General features: G+C 60.5%; 13 protein-coding genes. 4 read left to right on the top strand and 9 right to left on the bottom strand.

What is annotated here, in order from left to right; all coding sequences use genetic code 11:
* The coding region (locus ACIOWA_RS14195; RefSeq protein WP_401160351.1) for an OmpA family protein at positions 1–198 on the top strand (198 nt) is incomplete at its 5' end.
* Between the two features lie 82 nt (positions 199–280).
* Here ACIOWA_RS14195 and cobA read toward each other — a convergent pair.
* From cobA to ACIOWA_RS14155, 8 genes are all read right to left on the bottom strand, one after another.
* Positions 281–1027: a uroporphyrinogen-III C-methyltransferase gene (gene cobA / locus ACIOWA_RS14190; protein ID WP_339464971.1), complete on the bottom strand. Its 747-nt coding sequence runs from the start codon at positions 1025–1027 to the stop codon at positions 281–283.
* A 10-nt stretch (positions 1028–1037) separates the two neighbouring features.
* Entirely contained in the window at positions 1038–3755 is a 2718-nt protein-coding gene (locus ACIOWA_RS14185; RefSeq protein ID WP_339538546.1) for a molybdopterin-dependent oxidoreductase, read from the bottom strand.
* Positions 3755–4072, bottom strand: coding sequence for a nitrite reductase small subunit NirD (nirD, locus tag ACIOWA_RS14180; protein WP_339432472.1), 318 nt, complete (start codon positions 4070–4072; stop codon positions 3755–3757). Before nirD ends, ACIOWA_RS14185 begins: the two co-directional genes overlap by 1 nt.
* The gene (gene nirB, locus ACIOWA_RS14175) at positions 4069–6522 is read right to left on the bottom strand and encodes a nitrite reductase large subunit NirB (RefSeq protein ID WP_339432471.1); all 2454 of its coding nucleotides are present in this window, start codon (positions 6520–6522) and stop codon (positions 4069–4071) included. The genes nirD and nirB overlap by 4 nt, the downstream gene beginning before the upstream one ends.
* A gap of 339 nt (positions 6523–6861) precedes the next feature.
* On the bottom strand, positions 6862–8532 hold the full coding sequence (locus ACIOWA_RS14170; RefSeq protein WP_401160348.1) for a protein kinase: 1671 nt from the start codon (positions 8530–8532) through the stop codon (positions 6862–6864).
* A gap of 7 nt (positions 8533–8539) precedes the next feature.
* Complete coding sequence (locus tag ACIOWA_RS14165) at positions 8540–9751, bottom strand: nitrate/nitrite transporter (RefSeq protein WP_339432469.1); 1212 nt, start codon at positions 9749–9751, stop codon at positions 8540–8542.
* 255 nt (positions 9752–10006) lie between these two features.
* Positions 10007–10582 carry an ANTAR domain-containing protein gene (locus ACIOWA_RS14160; RefSeq protein ID WP_339432468.1) on the bottom strand — a complete coding sequence of 192 codons (576 nt, stop codon included), beginning with the start codon at positions 10580–10582 and terminating at the stop codon, positions 10007–10009.
* 15 nt (positions 10583–10597) lie between these two features.
* The gene (locus tag ACIOWA_RS14155; protein ID WP_401160345.1) at positions 10598–11809 is read right to left on the bottom strand and encodes a CmpA/NrtA family ABC transporter substrate-binding protein; all 1212 of its coding nucleotides are present in this window, start codon (positions 11807–11809) and stop codon (positions 10598–10600) included.
* A gap of 235 nt (positions 11810–12044) precedes the next feature.
* Between ACIOWA_RS14155 and ACIOWA_RS14150 the strand changes: the two genes are divergently transcribed.
* A complete protein-coding gene (locus ACIOWA_RS14150) occupies positions 12045–13064 on the top strand; it encodes a quinone-dependent dihydroorotate dehydrogenase (protein WP_339432466.1) in 1020 nt (339 codons plus the stop codon).
* A gap of 157 nt (positions 13065–13221) precedes the next feature.
* On the opposite strand, the gene rmf is transcribed toward ACIOWA_RS14150, so the two are convergent.
* Positions 13222–13437 (bottom strand): ribosome modulation factor, encoded by a 216-nt coding sequence (rmf, locus tag ACIOWA_RS14145; RefSeq protein WP_401160343.1) that lies wholly within the window; start codon positions 13435–13437, stop codon positions 13222–13224.
* Positions 13438–13966: 529 nt separating this feature from the next.
* Here rmf and rlmKL point away from each other — a divergent pair.
* A complete protein-coding gene (rlmKL, locus tag ACIOWA_RS14140; protein ID WP_401160341.1) occupies positions 13967–16237 on the top strand; it encodes a bifunctional 23S rRNA (guanine(2069)-N(7))-methyltransferase RlmK/23S rRNA (guanine(2445)-N(2))-methyltransferase RlmL in 2271 nt (756 codons plus the stop codon).
* Between the two features lie 143 nt (positions 16238–16380).
* Positions 16381–18771 (top strand): diguanylate cyclase, encoded by a 2391-nt coding sequence (locus tag ACIOWA_RS14135; RefSeq protein ID WP_401160339.1) that lies wholly within the window; start codon positions 16381–16383, stop codon positions 18769–18771.
* The last annotated feature ends 15 nt before the right edge of the window (positions 18772–18786 follow it).

The following is an 18786-nucleotide window of genomic DNA, read 5'->3' as shown; positions in this document are numbered from 1 at the left end:
GACGCTTACAACCAGAAACTGTCCGAGCGTCGTGCAAACGCCGTTAAGGAAGTTCTGTCCAACCAGTACGGTGTTGAATCGTCCCGCGTTCAGTCTGTTGGCTACGGCGAATCCCGCCCAGTTGCTGACAACAAAACTGAAGCTGGCCGCGCTGTAAACCGTCGCGTAGAAGCGCAGGTTGAAGCTCAAGCTAAGTAATTAGCTGCCGCTCTGAGAAAAGCCCGGCTTATGCCGGGCTTTTCTTTGCCTGTGATTTGGCCTTACGAGACGCACGCGGCCCCTATGCAGAGCTGCCACAGGCTGCGATCTTTTGATCTTCAACAACAGCCGCCACTGCACCGATCACCAGAATGGCAGGGCTCTTGAGTTCAAACCTGCAAGCATCGTCACTCATTGACGTCAGATTGCTCCGGCATTCGCGCTGCTCCGGCAACGACGCATTTTCGATCATTGCCACCGGCGTATCCGCCGCCATCCCGCCTGCCAACAGTTGATCGCGGATCTCGACTAGCTTGGCCACCCCCATGTAGATCACCAGGGTTGTGCCGCCCTGCGCCAGCGCCTGCCAGTTCAATTGGCTGTCGTCCTGAGTGTGTGCGGTCACCAGCGTCACACCGCGAGCGACACCCCGCAATGTGAGAGGAATATCACACTGCGTCGCTCCGGCCAGCCCGGCAGTGATGCCGTTGACCCACTCGACTTCGACGCCACGCTCGCGCAACCACAGCGCTTCTTCGCCGCCACGCCCGAAAATGCACGGATCACCGCCCTTGAGCCGCACGACGCATTTACCGTGGCGGGCATAGCGCAGCATCAACCGATGGATGAACGCCTGCGGTGTCGAGCGGCACCCACCGCGTTTTCCCACCGCAATAATCCGCGCGGTGGGGCAGTGTTCCAGCACTGCGTCGTTGACCAGATCATCGATCAGCACCACATCGGCTTCGCGCAAGGCGCGTACCGCTTTGAGGGTCAGCAGTTCCGGGTCTCCGGGGCCCGCGCCCACCAGCCAGACTTTTGCATTCATGGTGTTTTCCTCATCCGATGGTCGCGACTGGCTGCACATCGGCGGCCAGCAAGCGTTTTATTTCCGCAACGCAGGAGCCGCATTGCGTGCCGCAGCCCAGTTGGTTTTTCAGCCCTTGCAGATCCAGACCCTGACGAATACCGGCGCAGACTGCGTTGAGGCTGACGTTTTCGCAGTTGCACAAGGTTTTATCCGGGGCGATTTGTGCTTCGGCGCTACCGGGTGGTGCGCTCATTGGCGCCAGTAGCCAGCGACGCAGTTGTTCGTCCGCGCGGCCTTCCAGCCATAGGCCCTGCAGCCAGTGCTGTGCGAGGGTCTCACCGGCCAGCCGAATCGCAGTGATCCGGCCGTTTTCGATTCTCACGCGTTTGCCAATGGCGCGACGTGGGTCGTCGTAGGCCAGTACGGGCCCGTCGATAAGCGACAGGCATTGGTCAATCTCACGCAGTAATTGCGGATCTGGCGCCTCGCTGCTGGCGGCGCGTATCAGCAATGCCGATCGTTCACGTCCGACAAGGCTGAGACTTACGTAGGAAAATGCCTCGCAGAGTGGTCTTAGGGTCTCGAAATGCCGTTGTACATCGCCCTCAATGAGGGCGAATAGCCGCCATGGCAAGTTCACCGATTCCACGCGCACTCCGCTGTGTTTGAGTTCCGGCTGCCTGGACAGGGGGTCGAAGGCGCTCAGTGTCAGCGTGTTCACGCCACCCTTGAGAAAGCGATCGCCCCAATGCATCGGCAAAAATGCCTGACCTGGACGCACACTGTCATCGCTGCTTAGCGCGACGATCACAGCCCCTCGACGACTTTTCAGGTTGACCAGATCCCCGGGCTGCAAGCGATGCCGGCGCAACTCGTCGGGGTGCAGACTCAATACCGCTTCGCTGACATGGCCGAACAATTGCGCCGCGGTGCCGGTGCGGCTCATGCCGTGCCATTGATCGCGCAGGCGACCGGTGATCAGCGTCAGTGGAAAACGTGCATCGCGCGGTTCCTTGGCGGCGCGATAGGGGTCGGCAATGAACTGCGCACGCCCGTTTGCCGTAGGAAAAATACCGTCGCCGTACAAGCGTGGGGTGCCTTGCCTGGCTCCGGAGGGGAAGGGCCACTGCTGGGGGCCTATCTCGTCGATCAAGGCATGGCTGATCCCCGACAAATCCAGGTCACGCCCGCGCGTCAGCAGTTTGTATTCATCGAACAACTGCGCGGGTTGATCGAAGGCAAACAGACTTGGCTGATCAAGACGCAGACGTTTCTCCAGACGCTGTGCGAAGTCCACCGTGATCGCCCAGTCTGGACGCGCTTCGCCCGGTGCGACTACCGCTTGGCGAACGTGGGAAATTCGCCGCTCGGAATTGGTGACCGACCCTTCCTTTTCGCCCCAACTGGCGGCGGGCAACAGCAAGTCAGCAAACGCAGCGGTTTCGGTGGTGCGAAAGGCTTCCTGCAACACCACGAACGGACAGGCTTGCAGTGCTGCACGCACGGCACTTTGATCCGGCATCGATTGCGCAGGGTTGGTGCAGGCAATCCACAACGCCTTGATCTTGCCGCTGCGTACTTGCTCGAACAGTTCGATGGCGCTCAGTCCAGTGGTTTCGGGCAACCGTTCCACCCCCCAATAAGCCGCTACCTCGGCGCGATGCTCCGGATTGCCTGCGTCACGATGGCCGGGCAATAGGTTGGACAGACTGCCGGTTTCCCGCCCACCCATGGCATTCGGCTGACCGGTAAGGGAGAAAGGTCCTGCGCCGGGACGGCCGATTTGTCCGGTAGCCAGATGCAGATTAATCAGTGCACTGTTCTTGGCGCTGCCGGCGGTGGACTGGTTCAAACCCATGCACCACAACGACAGGAAGCTCGGCGAAGTGCCCACCCATTCAGCACATTGCTGCAACTGCTCGACACTGATCCCGCACAACTGCGACACCATCGGCGGGGTGTAATCGCGCACCAGGCTTTTCAGCGCCGTCAGGCCCTCGGTGTGGGCGTTGATGAAGTCACGGTCGATCCAGTCTTCCCACAACAACAGATGCAAAATCCCATGGAACAAAGCGACATCGGTGCCGGGCAAAATTGCCAGATGCAGATCTGCCAGATCGCAGGTATCGGTGCGGCGAGGATCAATCACGATGACTTTCATCGATGGGCGGCGGGATTTGGCTTCTTCCAGTCGCCGGAAAAGTACCGGATGGGCGTAGGCCATGTTACTGCCGACGATCATCACGCAATCGCTGAGTTCCAGATCCTCGTAGCTGCACGGCGGTGCATCGGCACCGAGACTGCGTTTGTAGCCGACCACTGCCGACGACATGCACAGTCGAGAATTGCTGTCGATGTTGTTGGTGCCGACCAGCGCCCGCGCCAGTTTGTTGAAGGCGTAATAATCCTCGGTCAGCAGTTGCCCGGAAATATAGAACGCCACGCTGTCCGGGCCATGCTCGGTGATGGTATCGGCGAACACGTTGGCGGCGTGTTCCAGCGCCGTATCCCAATCAGTGCGGCTGCGGGCCAAACCTTTGGCCAGGCGCAGTTCCGGGTACAGCGCCCGGGCCGCGAGGTCGCCGGTCAGGTGCAAGGTCGAGCCTTTGCTGCACAGTTTGCCGAAGTTGGCTGGGTGCGCCGGATCGCCGCTGACGCCGAGAATGCGCTCGCCGTCATGCTCGATCAGCACGCCGCAGCCGACTCCGCAATAACAGCAGGTCGAGGCGCTCGTCTGGCGATTCATCAGACGGCGTCCCGCAGGGCCAGTTGCACGCGACCATTTTCGATCCGCGCCGGGTGATGGTGGGCGCAGCCGACGTCCGGGGCTTGTGCCTCGCCCGTTTGCAAGTCGATTTGCCAGTTGTGCAGCGGGCAGGCCACGCGTTTGCCGTAGATCAAACCCTGGGACAACGGCCCGCCCTTGTGCGGGCAGCGGTCGTCGAGGGCGAAAACCTCATCGTCACTTGTACGAAAAATCGCAATGTCGCCTTTAGGCCCGGTAATGATCCGTGAACCGAGGGCGTTGATCTCATCGAGGGCGCAGATATCGAGCCAGTTCATGCCGGTACCTCCAGGTTTTTCACGGGGATCACATCGAATTCTTTTTTCAGTTGCGGCTGCGCCAGGCGCTCTTTCCACGGGTCCTGTTCGAATGACAGGGAGAATTGCAGGCGTTCGTTCAGCGCTTTGCGACGCTCGGGATCTTCCAGTACGGCTTTCTTGATGTGCTCCATGCCGACCCGTTGCAGGTAGTGCACGGTGCGTTCCAGATAGAACGCTTCTTCGCGATAGAGCTGCAGGAATGCGCCGTTGTATTCGCGGACTTCTTCAGCGGTTTTGAGCTTGACGAAGAACTCGGCGACTTCGGTTTTGATCCCGCCGTTGCCACCGATGTACATCTCCCAGCCGGAATCGACGCCGATGATTCCTACGTCCTTGATCCCCGCTTCCGAGCAGTTGCGTGGGCATCCGGAGACGGCCAGTTTCACTTTGTGCGGTGACCACATGTTGAACAGGTCGTGTTCCAGCTCGATGCCCAGTTGTGTCGAGTTTTGCGTGCCGAACCGACAGAACTCGCTACCGACGCAAGTTTTTACCGTGCGGATGGATTTGCCGTAGGCGTGGCCGGACGGCATGTCGAGGTCTTTCCAGACGCCCGGCAGATCCTGCTTTTTGATGCCCAGCAAGTCGATGCGCTGGCCGCCGGTCACTTTGACCATCGGCACGTTGTACTTGTCGGCGACATCGGCAATTCGTCTCAACTCCGACGGGTTGGTCACGCCGCCCCACATCCGTGGCACCACCGAATAGGTGCCGTCCTTTTGAATGTTGGCGTGGGCGCGTTCGTTGATCAGGCGCGATTGCGGGTCGTCCTTGGCTTCGCCGGGCCAGGTGGAAATCAGGTAATAGTTCAGCGCCGGACGGCAGGTGGCGCAGCCATTCGGGGTGCGCCAGTTGAGGTAGCTCATGGTGCCGGCGATGGTCAGCAGATGTTGTTCGCGGATCGCCTGACGAATCTGCCCGTGGTTGAGGTCGCTGCAACCGCAGATGGCTTTTTCGCTTTTCGGTTTGACGTCGGCCGCGCCGCCGACGGTGTTGATCAGGATCTGCTCGACCAGCCCGGCGCAGGAGCCGCAGGAACTGGCAGCCTTGGTGTGCTTCTTCACTTCATCGACGCTGAACAGGCCGTGTTCCTGAATCGCCTTGACGATGGTGCCTTTGCATACGCCGTTGCAGCCGCAGACTTCGGCGGTGTCGGCCATGGACATGGCTTTGTCCTGGCCCTGATGTCCTACATCGCCCAAGGCGTTTTCACCGAACATCAGGTGATCGCGGATCTCGCCGATGGCGTGATTCTCACGAATCTGCCGGAAATACCAACCGCCATCTGCCGTATCGCCGTACAGACAGGCGCCGACCAGCACGTCATCCTTGATCACCAGTTTCTTGTACACCCCGCCGATCGGGTCGGAGAGGGTGATGGTTTCGGTGCCTTCGCCGCCCATGAAGTCGCCGGCGGAAAACAGGTCGATGCCGGTGACTTTGAGTTTGGTCGAGGTCACCGACCCTTGATAGCGCGCGAAGCCCAGTTGCGCGAGGTGGTTGGCGCAAACCTTGGCTTGCTCGAAAAGCGGCGCGACCAGGCCATAAGCAATGCCGCGATGGCTGGCGCACTCGCCGATGGCGTAGATGCGCGGGTCATAGGTTTGCAGGGTGTCGTTGACCACAATTCCGCGGTTGCATGGGATGCCGGCCTTTTCCGCGAGTTCTGTATTGGGGCGGATGCCGGCGGCCATGACCACCAGATCGGCGGGGATGATGTCGCCGTTCTTGAACTGCACCGAGCCGACGCGGCCATTGCCGGCGTCGTGCAGGGCCTGGGTCTGTTCGCACAGGCGGAAATGCAGGCCACGGGATTCGAGGGCGGTTTGCAGCAGTTGGCCGCTGGTTTTGTCCAGTTGCCGCTCCAGCAGCCATTCGCCGATGTGCACCACGGTGACGTGCATGCCACGCAGCATCAGGCCGTTGGCGGCTTCGAGGCCCAGCAGGCCACCGCCGATGACGACGGCGTGTTTGTGGGTTTTCGCGGTGTCGATCATCGCCTGGGTGTCGGCGATGTCACGGTAACCGATCACACCCTGCAAGTTGTTGCCGGGAATCGGCAGGATGAACGGCGTCGAGCCGGTGGCAATCAGCAGGCGATCGTATTCGGCTTCGGTGCCGTCCTCGGCGATCACCCGGCGTTTGACCCGGTCGATCTCCACCACTTTGCGGTTGAGCAATAACTTGATGTTGTTTTCCAGGTACCAGTCGAGGTCGTTGAGCACGATCTCTTCGAACGTTTGCTCGCCGGCCAGCACCGGGGACAGCAGGATGCGGTTGTAGTTGGTGTGCGGCTCGGCGCCGAAGACCGTGATGTCGTACAGCTCGTTGCTCAGTTTGAGCAGTTCTTCCAGGGTGCGGACGCCGGCCATGCCATTGCCGATCATCACCAGTTTGAGTTTTTTCATCAGGTTCTCCGGGGAGCTTCGGCTGGCCTCTTGTGGGCAGTCAGGCGTTGCTCGACAAATTTTGCGCAAACAAAAAAAAGGCGTCCCGCTAGTTGCCTAGCGAGGACGCCTTTGTCCTGGTCCCGTTCTCTCGGGAAGCCGGGCCTTCGTCGTTGAAGGTTGGGCTTTATGTGTGGTGAACGGAGCAATGCAGTGGTTGTGCCAAGTGATGCATTGCCGGGTTTATTGGGGGAAACCGTATGTTACTGCCGGTTTTTTGCACCGAATCGATGCGGGTTGCTCGTTCGTGGAGCGTTTGGCTGATGAATTTGCGCTGGCCTGGCCGACGCTTTCGCGGTCTCAACTGTGAAACAACAAAACCAGCAGCACCAGATTCCCCAACAAGGCCAGCAACGCCATCGTCCGCCAGACCTTCAAAGGCTCACGCTCCAATAAAGGCCTGGGCCGCACGCTGAGGCTGCGTCGTTCCGCTTGTTCCAACACCAATAACCATTCTTGCGCTGTTTCAAATCGTTGTTGCGGGTCGCCAGCCACACCGCGCTCCAGGCTTTGTGCGACCCATTCCGGTACGTCCGGGCGGTAGCGACCGGCACTCACCGGCACGCCGAATCGTGGCCGCTGGAAGGCTTCGACCTCGCCATAGGGAAAGTGCCCCGTCAGCAGAAAATAGAGCGTCACGCCTACCGCGTACAGATCCTGTTGCGCACTCGGTGGGTCGCCGCGAAAGGCTTCCGGGGCGAGGTAGCTCGGTGTGCCGGGCAATGTGGCAGGCGTGTCCTGCGAAAGCCCCGGACAATACGCCAGACCGAAATCCAGCAGCCGCAATTCCCCGTCGTCGCCCAGATGCAGATTCTCCGGCTTGATGTCGCGGTGCAGGATCTGCCGCCGATGCAGCAGCCCCACCGTCCGCAACAAGCGCTCGGCAATGTCTTGCCATTGCGCCAGGGGCAGTGGAGCGTTTTGTTGAAACAACTGCGCCAGCGTCGTCCCGGCATATTCCCGCATCACGTAGTACAAATGCTGACGCTGATGGCCGGCATGGATTTCGGGAAAATGTCTGCCGGCGACACGTTTGAGGAACCATTCTTCCGAGAGCAAGGCCTGCCCGGCCTGGGGATCATCGGCCAGACGCGCCGGCAGGGTTTTCAGCAACCAGCGCCGACCTTGCCCATCAATGACTCGATAGAGCAGCGATTGCTGGCTCTTGCCGACAACGCCTTGCACCTGCCAGCCTTCGAACATCTGCCCGTTTTTCAACGGCGGCGGCAGTGGCCATTGCTGCAAATGAATCAATGCGTCACCGATGCTCGCCTCACCGACGGCATCGACCCGCACCAGCAAAGCACTGGCGTTGTCCTGACTGCCCGCCAGGAGCGCGGCGTTGACCAGCGTCTGTACGGCGCTGTCGAGACCCGGCTGGTCGCGCAGAATGGCCGCAATCGCGGTATCGCTCAGGGTCGACCACACGCCATCGCTGAGCAGCACGAAACACTCGCCCGCGCGCAGCTCACCATCAAGGAAATCCAGCACCAGATGCTGATCCAGCCCCAGCGCACGCTTGAGTACGTGCTGCATGCCCGGCTGCTCCCAGACGTGATCCTGGGAGATGCGCTGCAAGCGGTCGGCCTGCCAGCGATAGACCCGGCAATCGCCGACATGGGCGAGGGTAAAGCGCCGGCCACGCATGACCAAAGCGCTGACTGTGGTGAGCAGCGGTTGCCCACCGCCGTTGGCTTGCAACCAACGATTCTGCGCAATCAGCAAGCGCTCAAGTGCCTGCGCCACGCCCCAGGTTTGCGGTGTGGCGTAATAGTCGAGCGCCAGGGCCTGCAAGGTCGAGCGTGCAGCGAGTCCGCCATCGGCGCATTGGCTGACACCGTCGGCGATGGCGAACAGATAACCTTTGCTCGCTGCCAGCGCCGGAGCGGGCGTGACCAGACGCAAGGCGTCCTGATTCTCCGCGCGCGGGCCGGTGGCACTGGCCTGGGCAAAACTCAGTTGCAGGGCCATGGACTCTTCAGACCCGCGCCGCCGTCACCGCCGCCGACCCCCAGGTGGTTCTCCAGCGACGCTTGACCCCGTGCAGACCAAACCACGCCAGCACGCCAAGACTGGCGAACAACCACAGCGCCAATTGATAGCTGCCGGTGCTCTGTTTGATCGCACCCATGCCCGCCGCCAACGCAAAACCGCCGATACCGCCGGCCATGCCGATCAGCCCGGTCATGACGCCGATTTCCAGACGAAAACGCTGGGGGACCAGTTGGAAAACCGCACCATTGCCTGCCCCTAAACCAAGCATGGTGCAGACGAAAAGCGCCAGCGCCGCGTAGGAACTTGGCAGGTTGAAACCAACAACCGCGATGCAAATAGCCGCGACGGTGTACATCGCCAGCAAGGTACGGATGCCGCCGAAACGATCAGCCAGGGCGCCGCCCAGTGGCCGCATCAAACTGCCACCGAACACACAGGCCGCGGTGTAGTAACCGGCGGTCACCGGGCTCAAACCGTACTGATCGTTGAAGTAGCCGGGCAGGGCGCTCGCCAGGCCGATGAAACCACCGAAGGTGACGCTGTAGAAAAACATGAACCACCAACTGTCACGGTCGCCAAGGGCTTTGAAGTAGTCAGCCATGGCTTTGGGTTTTGGCCGCTGGGGGGCGTTTTTCGCCAGCAAGGTGAACAGCACCAGTGTCAGGATCAACGGAATAAGGGCGAAACCGAAGACGTTGCTCCAGCCGAAGGATGCAGCCAGTACCGGGGCGATCAGTGCCGCGAACACGGTGCCGGAGTTACCCGCACCGGCAATGCCCATGGCTTTGCCCTGATGCTGCGGCGGATACCACTGCGACGCCAATGGCAGGGCCACGGCAAACGACGCGCCGGCCATACCGAGGAACAGGCCCAGTATCAACGCCTGTTCGTAGCTATGAATGCCAAGTTTCCAGGCGCCGAACAGTGCACAGATCACGATGACCTGGCCGATCATTCCGGCAGTTTTTGGTGACAGGCGATCGGCGAGCATGCCCATCACAAAGCGCAGTACGGCGCCAGCGAGGATCGGTGTGGCGACGACGAGGCCGCGTTGTTGAGTGGTCAGGTGCAGGTCGCCGGCGATCTGCACCGCCAACGGGCCGAGCAGGTACCAGACCATGAAGCTCAGGTCGAAATAGAGGAAGGCTGCGAACAGGGTCGGGGTATGGCCGGATTTCCAGAAGCTTGAATTCATCGCGCACCTCAGCTGAAAAGAGTCTCGAAAGGAGTCATGCACAGCAGGTGGGGCGCCGCCACGGCCGCACCACCGGCCCCGGTCTGTGGGGCCAAAACGAAAAAACGCCGCTACCTGACTCGCCGGGAGGGGCGAACGGGTGAGCGACGTCTTTGTCGAGGGTGGGGCAACCGCCGTTGGTTACCTGTGTTGAATGCCTAGCCAGATTTGTGCCAACAGGTTGAGATCAAGGTACGCCCGCTCGCGATATCGGTTTCAGCCCAGCAACTCACTCATGGCAATGATCTGCTCCGCCACCTGAATCAGCTTCTGCTGGCGGCTCATGGCCTGGCGGCGCATCAGGGTGTAGGCCTCTTCCTCGTTGCAGTCCTTCATCTTCATCAACAAACCCTTGGCCAGTTCGATGCGCTTGCGTTCTGCCAGTTGCTGGTCGCGGGCCTGAAGTTGCGCGCGCAAGGCCTGATCGCTCTCGAAGCGGGCCATGGCCACATCAAGAATCGGCTGTAACCGTTGTGCGTGAATACCTTCGACGATGTAGGCACTGACCCCGGACTTGATCGCCTGACGCATCACGCTGGGGTCATGTTCGTCGGTGAACATCACAATCGGCCTTGGCTGGTCGCGGCTGACCAGTACCACTTGCTCCATGACATCGCGACTGGGTGACTCGGTATCGATCAGAATCACGTCCGGGCGCACTGTTTCGACGCGCGCGGGCAGATCGATGGTCAGGCCGGACTCGTCGATTACCTCGAAACCCGCCTCGGTCAGCGCGGTTTTCAGACGTCCGACTTTTTTCGCCGTGTCGTTGATCAGCAGAATACGCAACATGTTCACGGTCTCCTGTCAGCGTCGGGCGAGAAGGGGAGCGTCGTCGCCCAGGGCGTGCAGCTTGAAACTGCGGGCGTAACCGGCCGGATCGCTGCCGTCCCAGACTTTGCCGTCGAGCAACTCGCTGCTGCGCATGTCCGTAGCCCACGCGGCAACGCCCACGGCGGTCGCGGCTTCACGGTAGATGTCGAGTTGCTGAACCTGGCGGGCGACGGCGAGGTAATCCGGATCTTCGCGCAGCAACCCCCAGCGGCGGAACTGAGTCATGAACCACATGCCGTCGGACAGGTACGGCAAATTGACTTCGCCCTTGCCGTGAAAGCGCAAGCCGTGAGGATCTTGCCAGCGATTGCCCAAGCCGTCGGCATAGTCACCGAGAAAGCGCGGTTCGATACACGACATCGGCGCGTCCAGGTATTGCGGCGCGCTGAGCAACTGCGCAGTGCTGCGGCGATTCTGCGGGCTTTGTTCGATAAAACGACTGGCTTCAAGGATCGCCATCACCAACGCCCGCGCGGTGTTGGGGTATTGCTCGACAAAGGCACGGGTGCAGCCGAGAACCTTCTCCGGGTGATCGGGCCAGATGGTCTGGCTGGTGGCCAATGTAAAACCAAGATCCTGCTGTACCGCGCTGGCTGCCCACGGCTCCCCGACGCAAAAACCATCGATGCGCCCGGCTTGCAGGTGCGCGACCATTTGCGGTGGCGGCACCACCACGCTCTCAACATCCTGCAACGGATGAATGCCCTGGCTCGCCAGCCAGTAATAAAGCCACATCGCGTGAGTGCCGGTGGGGAACGTCTGGGCGAAGGTCAGTTTTGCGCGGCTTTGGTGCGCATGACGATCCAGTGCTTCAGGACTGGTCACGCCGAGGTTTTGCAGACCGTGGGACAGGTTGAGACTTTGGCCGTTCTGATTCAGGCCCATCAGCACTGCCATGTCGGTCGAAGCAACACCGCCGATGCCCAGGTGCACCGCGTAAATCAGCCCGTAGAGGCTGTGGGCGGCGTCGAGTTCGCCGCTGACCAGTTTGTCGCGCAAATTGGCCCACGACGTCTGGCGTTTCAGGTTCAGGGTCAGCCCATAAGGTTGGGCAAAGCCCTGAGTGGCGGCGACGACCACGGAGGCGCAATCGCTCAGGGCCATGAAACCCAGGTTGATTGCGCTTTTTTCCGGGGCATCACTGCCGTTGACCCAGGCCAGCGGCCCGACGGAGGGTTCATTCATCGAGTGCACCTGCAAAAGCCGCCTTCAAAAAAAACGCCGTCCCAGGCTTTGCGCAGGCAAAACCCGAGGACGACGCCATTGTCATTGCCCGCACGCCGCCGTTGGCCTGTGAGCTGATGACGATGAAAGTGCAAGGCATATGCCAGTCGCCACGATTTGCGTGTGCGCCTCGCGCGGCAGGTCGATGCACGGCTATAATCGCCGCCTCTTTTCGCCGCCCGAGTCATCGCCGCCCATGTATTCCCTGGCCCGTCAGCTGTTGTTCAAACTTTCCCCGGAAACCTCCCACGATCTGTCGCTGGATCTGATCGGCGCGGGTGGGCGTTTGGGCCTCAATGGCTTGCTGTGCAAGGCACCGGCGAAGATGCCGGTGACGGTCATGGGGCTGGAGTTCCCGAACCCGGTGGGTCTGGCGGCCGGTCTGGACAAGAACGGCGCGGCCATCGACGGCTTCGCGCAACTGGGTTTCGGTTTTGTCGAAATCGGCACCGTGACTCCACGCCCACAGCCAGGCAACCCGAAACCACGGATTTTCCGCCTGCCGGAAGCCGAGGCGATCATCAATCGCATGGGCTTCAACAACCTCGGTGTCGATAACCTGCTGGCGCGCGTCGCAGCGGCCAAATACAAAGGCGTGCTGGGCATCAACATTGGCAAGAACTTCGACACCCCGGTCGAGCGTGCCGTGGACGATTATCTGATCTGCCTGGACAAAGTCTACGCCCACGCCAGCTACATCACGGTCAACGTCAGCTCGCCGAACACCCCGGGTCTGCGCAGTTTACAGTTCGGTGATTCGCTCAAACAGTTGCTGGCTGACCTGGCCACGCGCCGCGCCGAACTGGCGTTGCGTCATGGCAAACATGTGCCGCTGGCGATCAAGATCGCTCCGGACATGACTGACGAAGAAACTGCGCAGGTCGCGCAAGCGTTGATCGAAACCGGGATGGACGCGGTGATTGCGACCAATACCACCCTGAGCCGTGTGGGTGTTGAAGGCATGGAGCATGGTGATGAGGCGGGTGGTCTGTCGGGCGCGCCGGTGCGAGACAAGAGCACGCACACGGTGAAGGTGCTGGCGGGTGAGTTGGGTGGTCGTTTGCCGATCATTGCCGCAGGCGGTATCACGCAAGGCAAACATGCGGCTGAGAAGATCACGGCCGGTGCGAGCCTGGTGCAGATTTATTCTGGCTTCATCTATAAAGGCCCGGCGTTGATTCGTGAATCGGTCGACGCCATCGCTGCCCTGCGCTGATTTCGCAGGTTATGTGATCCAGCACAAAAAATGATCATTCAGGCATAAAAAAGGGCTCCTCGAAGGAGCCCCTGGGCCGCAGCCCGCCGTCCGGGAAGGACGTGCGTGGTTAATGCGTTAAACATTCAGATTGTCGTGTCGTAGTAAATGCCCTGTGTCAGCCGACGGCGTGAAGTTCGTTGAGTCTGTGGATTCCCGCAGTGCCGGTCATACCGTCCCAGTTGTCGCCGCGTCCTTCTCGCCAGCCGTTGATCCAGGCTTGGCGTACCGACGGTATAGTAAATGGGCAAAGCTCACGGGATTTTCCACCAACGCCATATTGATATCCGCGCAAAAATGCTCTTTCCAACGGATCACGCTTAAGTCTTCTCATAGGGTGTTTCCCTCACTTGTTGACTGTTCTTGACGCGTTGACCTCAATCGAGGTCTGGCAGAAATCTCCTGCCGTTGGCGGCTCGCTGCCGGCGTGGCGAGCCAAGGTGTTGACGCCGTTTCAACGTCAACCTGTGCTCAGTTCTAACCAATGAGTCACACCGATGGAATGATCGTTTTGTCATAAGCACGTAACAAAAATAGTGCTATTGCCATAAGTACCGACGGGTTTTATGGGTGTTCTTTAGGCAAACCCCGGTATGATCGGCTCCGCGCTGGATGATGGGGTTAATTGTTTAGTGAGAATGACCCACGTTTAGCGTCAGGTACTATTCGACGAAGGGTCGTTTTACGGCAATTTGTTTCACCACGTTTTTATCTGTCCTTGCATCTAAGCTCTTTTAACCCGAGCAGCGGGGATGGAATGGCACACCTTCGTGCCACGCGGGCGTTCTTTTAGAAAAGCGCCTGATTGAAAACCGGATCGGCAATGCGTTGCCGATTCACTAGCCAAAGGCTCTGGAAAAACCATGTCCGATCGTTTCGAACTCTTCCTCACTTGCCCCAAAGGCCTTGAAGGCCTGCTCATCGAGGAAGCCGTCGGGCTTGGCCTTGAAGAAGCCCGCGAGCACACGTCCGCCGTGCGTGGCATGGCGACCATGGAAACCGCTTATCGCCTGTGCCTCTGGTCGCGTCTGGCCAACCGTGTGCTGCTGGTGCTCAAGCGTTTTCCGATGAAAGACGCTGAAGACCTGTACCACGGCGTGCTCGACGTCGAGTGGCAGGACCACATGCTCAGCGACGGCACCCTGGCCGTTGAATTCAGTGGACACGGCTCGGGTATCGACAACACCCACTTCGGCGCCTTGAAAGTCAAAGACGCCATTGTCGACAAACTGCGTACCCCGCAGGGCGATCGCCCGAGCATCGACAAGCTGAACCCGGATCTGCGCATTCACCTGCGTCTGGATCGCGGCGAAGCCATTCTGTCCCTCGACCTTTCCGGCCACAGCCTGCACCAGCGCGGCTATCGCTTGCAGCAGGGCGCGGCGCCGTTGAAGGAAAACCTCGCGGCGGCGATTCTGATCCGTTCCGGTTGGCCGCGCATTGCGGCTGAAGGCGGCGCGCTGGCTGACCCGATGTGCGGTGTCGGTACGTTCCTCGTCGAAGCCGGCATGATCGCCGCCGATATGGCGCCGAACCTGCGTCGTGAACAGTGGGGCTTCACCGCTTGGCTCGGTCACGTCCCGGCGCTGTGGAAGAAACTCTACGAAGAAGCTTCCCAGCGTGCCGCTGCCGGTCTGGCCAAGACGCCGCTGTGGATTCGCGGTTACGAAGCGGACCCGCGCCTGATTCAACCGGGCCGCAACAACGTTGAACGTGCGGGTTTAAGCGAGTGGATCAAGATCTACCAGGGCGAAGTCGCGACGTTCGAGCCGCGTCCGGATCAGAACCAGAAAGGTCTGGTGATCTGCAACCCGCCGTACGGCGAGCGTCTGGGTGACGAAGCCAGCCTGCTTTACCTCTACCAGAACCTCGGCGAGCGCCTGCGTCAGGCCTGCCTGAACTGGGAAGCGGCGGTGTTCACCGGCGCGCCGGATCTGGGCAAGCGCATGGGCATTCGCAGCCACAAGCAGTATTCGTTCTGGAACGGTGCGCTGCCGTGCAAGCTGCTGTTGATCAAAGTGCTGCCGGATCAGTTTGTCACCGGTGAGCGTCGCACACCGGAACAGCGTCAGGCCGAGCGTGAGCAAGCCGCTTACGATCAAACCCCGGACGAGCCACAAGAGCGCAAATTCAACAAGAACGGCAATCCGATCAAACCGACGCCAGCCCCTGCGCCAGTGATCGAGCAGCCGCGCTTGAGCGAAGGCGGGCAGATGTTTGCCAACCGTCTGCAAAAAAACCTCAAGGCCATGAGCAAGTGGGTCAAGCGCGAAGGCATTGATTGCTACCGCGTCTACGATGCCGACATGCCTGAGTATTCGATGGCCATCGACCTGTACCACGATTGGGTGCATGTACAGGAATACGCGGCGCCGAAGTCCATCGACCCGGAAAAGGCCTCGGCCCGCATGTTCGATGCCCTGGCGGCGATTCCGCAGGCGCTGAACGTCGACAAGAACCGCGTGGTGGTCAAGCGCCGCGAACGCCAGAGCGGCACCAAGCAGTACGAGCGCCAGAGCGCACAGGGCAAGTTCAACGAAGTCAGCGAGGGCGGCGTGAAGTTGCTGGTCAACCTCACCGACTACCTCGACACCGGTCTGTTCCTCGACCACCGGCCGATCCGCATGCGCATTCAGAAAGAGGCCGCCGGCAAGCGCTTCCTCAATCTGTTCTGCTACACCGCGACGGCCAGCGTCCACGCGGCCAAGGGCGGTGCACGCAGCACCACCAGCGTTGACCTGTCGAAGACTTACCTCGATTGGGCGCGCCGTAACCTGTCGCTGAACGGCTACTCGGACAAGAACCGTCTGGAGCAGGGCGATGTGATGGCGTGGCTGGAGAACTGCCGGGACGAGTACGACCTGATCTTCATCGATCCACCGACTTTCTCCAACTCCAAGCGCATGGAAGGGATTTTCGACGTGCAGCGTGATCAGGTGCAGTTGATCGACCTGGCCATGGCTCGCCTGGCGCCGGGGGGCGTGCTGTACTTCTCCAACAACTTCCGCAAGTTCGAGTTGGAGGAGAATTTGACCGAGCGTTATGCGGTCGAGGAAATCAGCGCGCAGACCCTTGATCCGGATTTCGCCCGTAACACCAAGATTCACCGCGCCTGGAAAATCACTGCTCGTTGACGCTTGGAAAGATTGGATCCACAGAGCCTTGATTTTTAAAGGCTCTTGGATTCTCTCAGTGCTAGCCAAATTAGTGGCTAATAGCTATAACTCACTCATGGCCAATGGCGTTTTCCGTAATAGTGGCGTAGTGAGTGGCCCTTATGTCGTTGCACCCCGTGCGCCCGAAGATTCTGGGTTTTATCAGCGAAGACGTCTCGGCCTGGCTGGTCGCGATGCTGGTATTGCTCGCCGGCGGGATTCTCACGGGGCTGCTCGCCTGGGCGACCCTCAATCAGTTGCAGCAACAATTGCATCAGCGTTTTCAACTGCTGGCCAATGAACGCTACAGCCGCATCGAAGAGCGCTTTCAGGATCAGGAACAGCGCCTGGACGGCTTGCGCCGCTTCTTCGTCAACTCCCAATCGGTGTCCCGCGCCGAGTTCGATGGTTATGCCAAACCCCTGCTGTTGCGCACTCAAGCCTATTCCTATGCCCCTCGCGTGCCGCGTGCACAGCGACTTGCGCTGGAGCAGGCGGTCCGTGACGAGGGCTTGAGCACCTTTACCTTTCGCGAACTGAGCGCCGACGGCCAGTTGCAAGTGGCGGGGGATCGCGCCGAGTACGTGCCGGTGCTCTACACCCAGACTCAGAGTCGCTTGCCGGCCCCGTTGGGTTATGACCTGCTGGCGCAGCCGCTGCGCCGTGCAACGCTGGAGCGCGCCGATCACACCGGCCGTATGGCCGTCTCGCAACCGTTGCATCTGGTCAGCATCGAGCCGGCCTATGCGCGGGGAGTATTGCTGCTGGCGCCGGTCAACCGCGCAGGCGCGCCGGGCGCAATGCCGCAAGGCTACGTCATGGCGGTGATCAGCATGCGTCAGTTGCTCGCGGACGGGTTGCCTGAAGAAAACCATGATTTCCTGACGGTGCGCATTCTCGACCTCTCCACCGCCGAGCAACACGAGGTGCTGTACGAATCGGCGAACAAACCCGGGGCGAGCGATCTGGAATCGACCCGGCTGTTGCGCCTGGCTGACCACGACTATCAGGTTGAAATGCAGCCCAGCGAAGCGTTCCTGCAGGCCAATCACTCCTCCATCAGCAGCCTGGTGGTACTGGGGGCGATGCTCAGTCTTTTGCTCAGTGCCTTGCTCTACGTACTGGTCAGTCAGCGTCAACGAGCCCTGCGCCTGGTCGAGCAACGCACCCGGGAACTGCATGCCCGCGAGCAGGAGCTGCGCGGCGCCCACGGCCAGTTGCGTGGCGTGCTGAATGCCGCCACGCAAGTAGCGATTATCGCCACTGATTTGCGCGGCGTGATCAACACTTTCAACCCGGGTGCGGAACAGATGCTGGGCTACAGCAGCGCCGATGTCGTCGGCCACATGACCCTGGAAAACCTGCACCTTTCGCGTGAGTTGACGGCGCGCTCTGCCGAGTTGAGCGCGCGCTATGGCAAGACCATTCCGACCTGTCAGGCGATGTTGGTCGAGGGGGGAGAAGTGGGCGGTCACGAAGCGCGTGAATGGACGCTGGTACGCCACGACGGCAGTCATTTGCCGGTGAACATGCTCGCAACACCGGTTCTCGATGAGCAAGGCCTTTGGGTCGGGCATCTGGCGATCTGCATCGACATCACCGAACGCAAGCGGGTGCACGAGGCACTGGCGGCGCGGGACGTGTTGTTAAAGAAGCTCAGTGCCCATGTCCCGGGCGGCATCTATCAATTCAAAATGGAGTTCGGTGGGCGTTTCAGCGTGATCTACGCCAGCGACGGCATCCGGGAAATCTACGAACTTGAGCCGGACGTGCTGTTGCTCGACGCCGAGGCGATCTTTTCTCGCATCCACCCGCAGGACATCACCCGCGTGCGCAAATCGATTCGTGCATCGGCTGAAAACCTCAGCCCATGGCGCGAGGAGTACCGCGTGCAGCTACCCGAGCGCGGCGTGCGCTGGGTTCGCGGTGAAGCGACGCCCGAAGAGCTGCCGGGCGGGGGCGTGCTGTGGCACGGCTACATTTCAGACATTTCCGACCTCAAGCGAGTGCAGGAGGAACTGCGAGCACTGTCGGTGACAGATTCGTTGACCGGCATTCACAACCGTCGCTACTTCCAGGAACGACTGACCAGCGAAATGGCTCGGGTTGAGCGGGGTGGTGGCGAGCTGTCGGTGATCATGCTCGACATCGATCATTTCAAGCGCATCAACGACCAGTATGGTCACGCGGTGGGTGATCGGGTGCTTCAAGCCGTGTGCGAGCGTATTGGCCACCGGTTGCGGCGTACGGATGTGTTTTGCCGCTTGGGTGGTGAGGAGTTCATGGTGCTGTGTCCGGACATCGACGGTGAACACGCGTACAGGTTGGCCGTGAAGTTGTGGCAGGGCCTTCGCAGCGCGCCGGTGGATGTGGTTGGTGTGGTCACCGCGAGTTTCGGTATCGCCAGTTGGCGACCGGGAGAGGGGGCTGATTCGCTATTGCTGCGCGCGGATTCAGGGGTTTACGCGGCGAAGCAGGGCGGACGGGATCGTGTCGAGCGGCAGATGAATTAAACCTGTGGGCGCTAA

The sequence above is a fragment of the Pseudomonas sp. NPDC087614 genome (genome assembly GCF_044743485.1).
In the GTDB taxonomy this organism is placed as follows: domain Bacteria; phylum Pseudomonadota; class Gammaproteobacteria; order Pseudomonadales; family Pseudomonadaceae; genus Aquipseudomonas; species Aquipseudomonas baetica_A.
The sequence above is the reverse complement of the archived record's forward strand: the minus strand, read 5'-3'. Positions and strand labels throughout refer to the sequence as shown.

What these genes read in the sequence shown, in the direction of transcription:
- ACIOWA_RS14135 (WP_401160339.1), top strand. Translation starts at nt 16,381, where the DNA reads ATGTCGTTGCACCCCGTGCGCCCGAAGATTCTGGGTTTTATCAGCGAA.
- ACIOWA_RS14185 (WP_339538546.1), bottom strand. Translation starts at nt 3,755, where the DNA reads ATGAATCGCCAGACGAGCGCCTCGACCTGCTGTTATTGCGGAGTCGGC.
- ACIOWA_RS14150 (WP_339432466.1), top strand. Translation starts at nt 12,045, where the DNA reads ATGTATTCCCTGGCCCGTCAGCTGTTGTTCAAACTTTCCCCGGAAACC.
- rmf (WP_401160343.1), bottom strand. Translation starts at nt 13,437, where the DNA reads ATGAGAAGACTTAAGCGTGATCCGTTGGAAAGAGCATTTTTGCGCGGA.
- nirD (WP_339432472.1), bottom strand. Translation starts at nt 4,072, where the DNA reads ATGAACTGGCTCGATATCTGCGCCCTCGATGAGATCAACGCCCTCGGT.
- cobA (WP_339464971.1), bottom strand. Translation starts at nt 1,027, where the DNA reads ATGAATGCAAAAGTCTGGCTGGTGGGCGCGGGCCCCGGAGACCCGGAA.
- ACIOWA_RS14170 (WP_401160348.1), bottom strand. Translation starts at nt 8,532, where the DNA reads ATGGCCCTGCAACTGAGTTTTGCCCAGGCCAGTGCCACCGGCCCGCGC.
- ACIOWA_RS14165 (WP_339432469.1), bottom strand. Translation starts at nt 9,751, where the DNA reads ATGAATTCAAGCTTCTGGAAATCCGGCCATACCCCGACCCTGTTCGCA.
- nirB (WP_339432471.1), bottom strand. Translation starts at nt 6,522, where the DNA reads ATGAAAAAACTCAAACTGGTGATGATCGGCAATGGCATGGCCGGCGTC.
- rlmKL (WP_401160341.1), top strand. Translation starts at nt 13,967, where the DNA reads ATGTCCGATCGTTTCGAACTCTTCCTCACTTGCCCCAAAGGCCTTGAA.
- ACIOWA_RS14155 (WP_401160345.1), bottom strand. Translation starts at nt 11,809, where the DNA reads ATGAATGAACCCTCCGTCGGGCCGCTGGCCTGGGTCAACGGCAGTGAT.
- ACIOWA_RS14160 (WP_339432468.1), bottom strand. Translation starts at nt 10,582, where the DNA reads ATGTTGCGTATTCTGCTGATCAACGACACGGCGAAAAAAGTCGGACGT.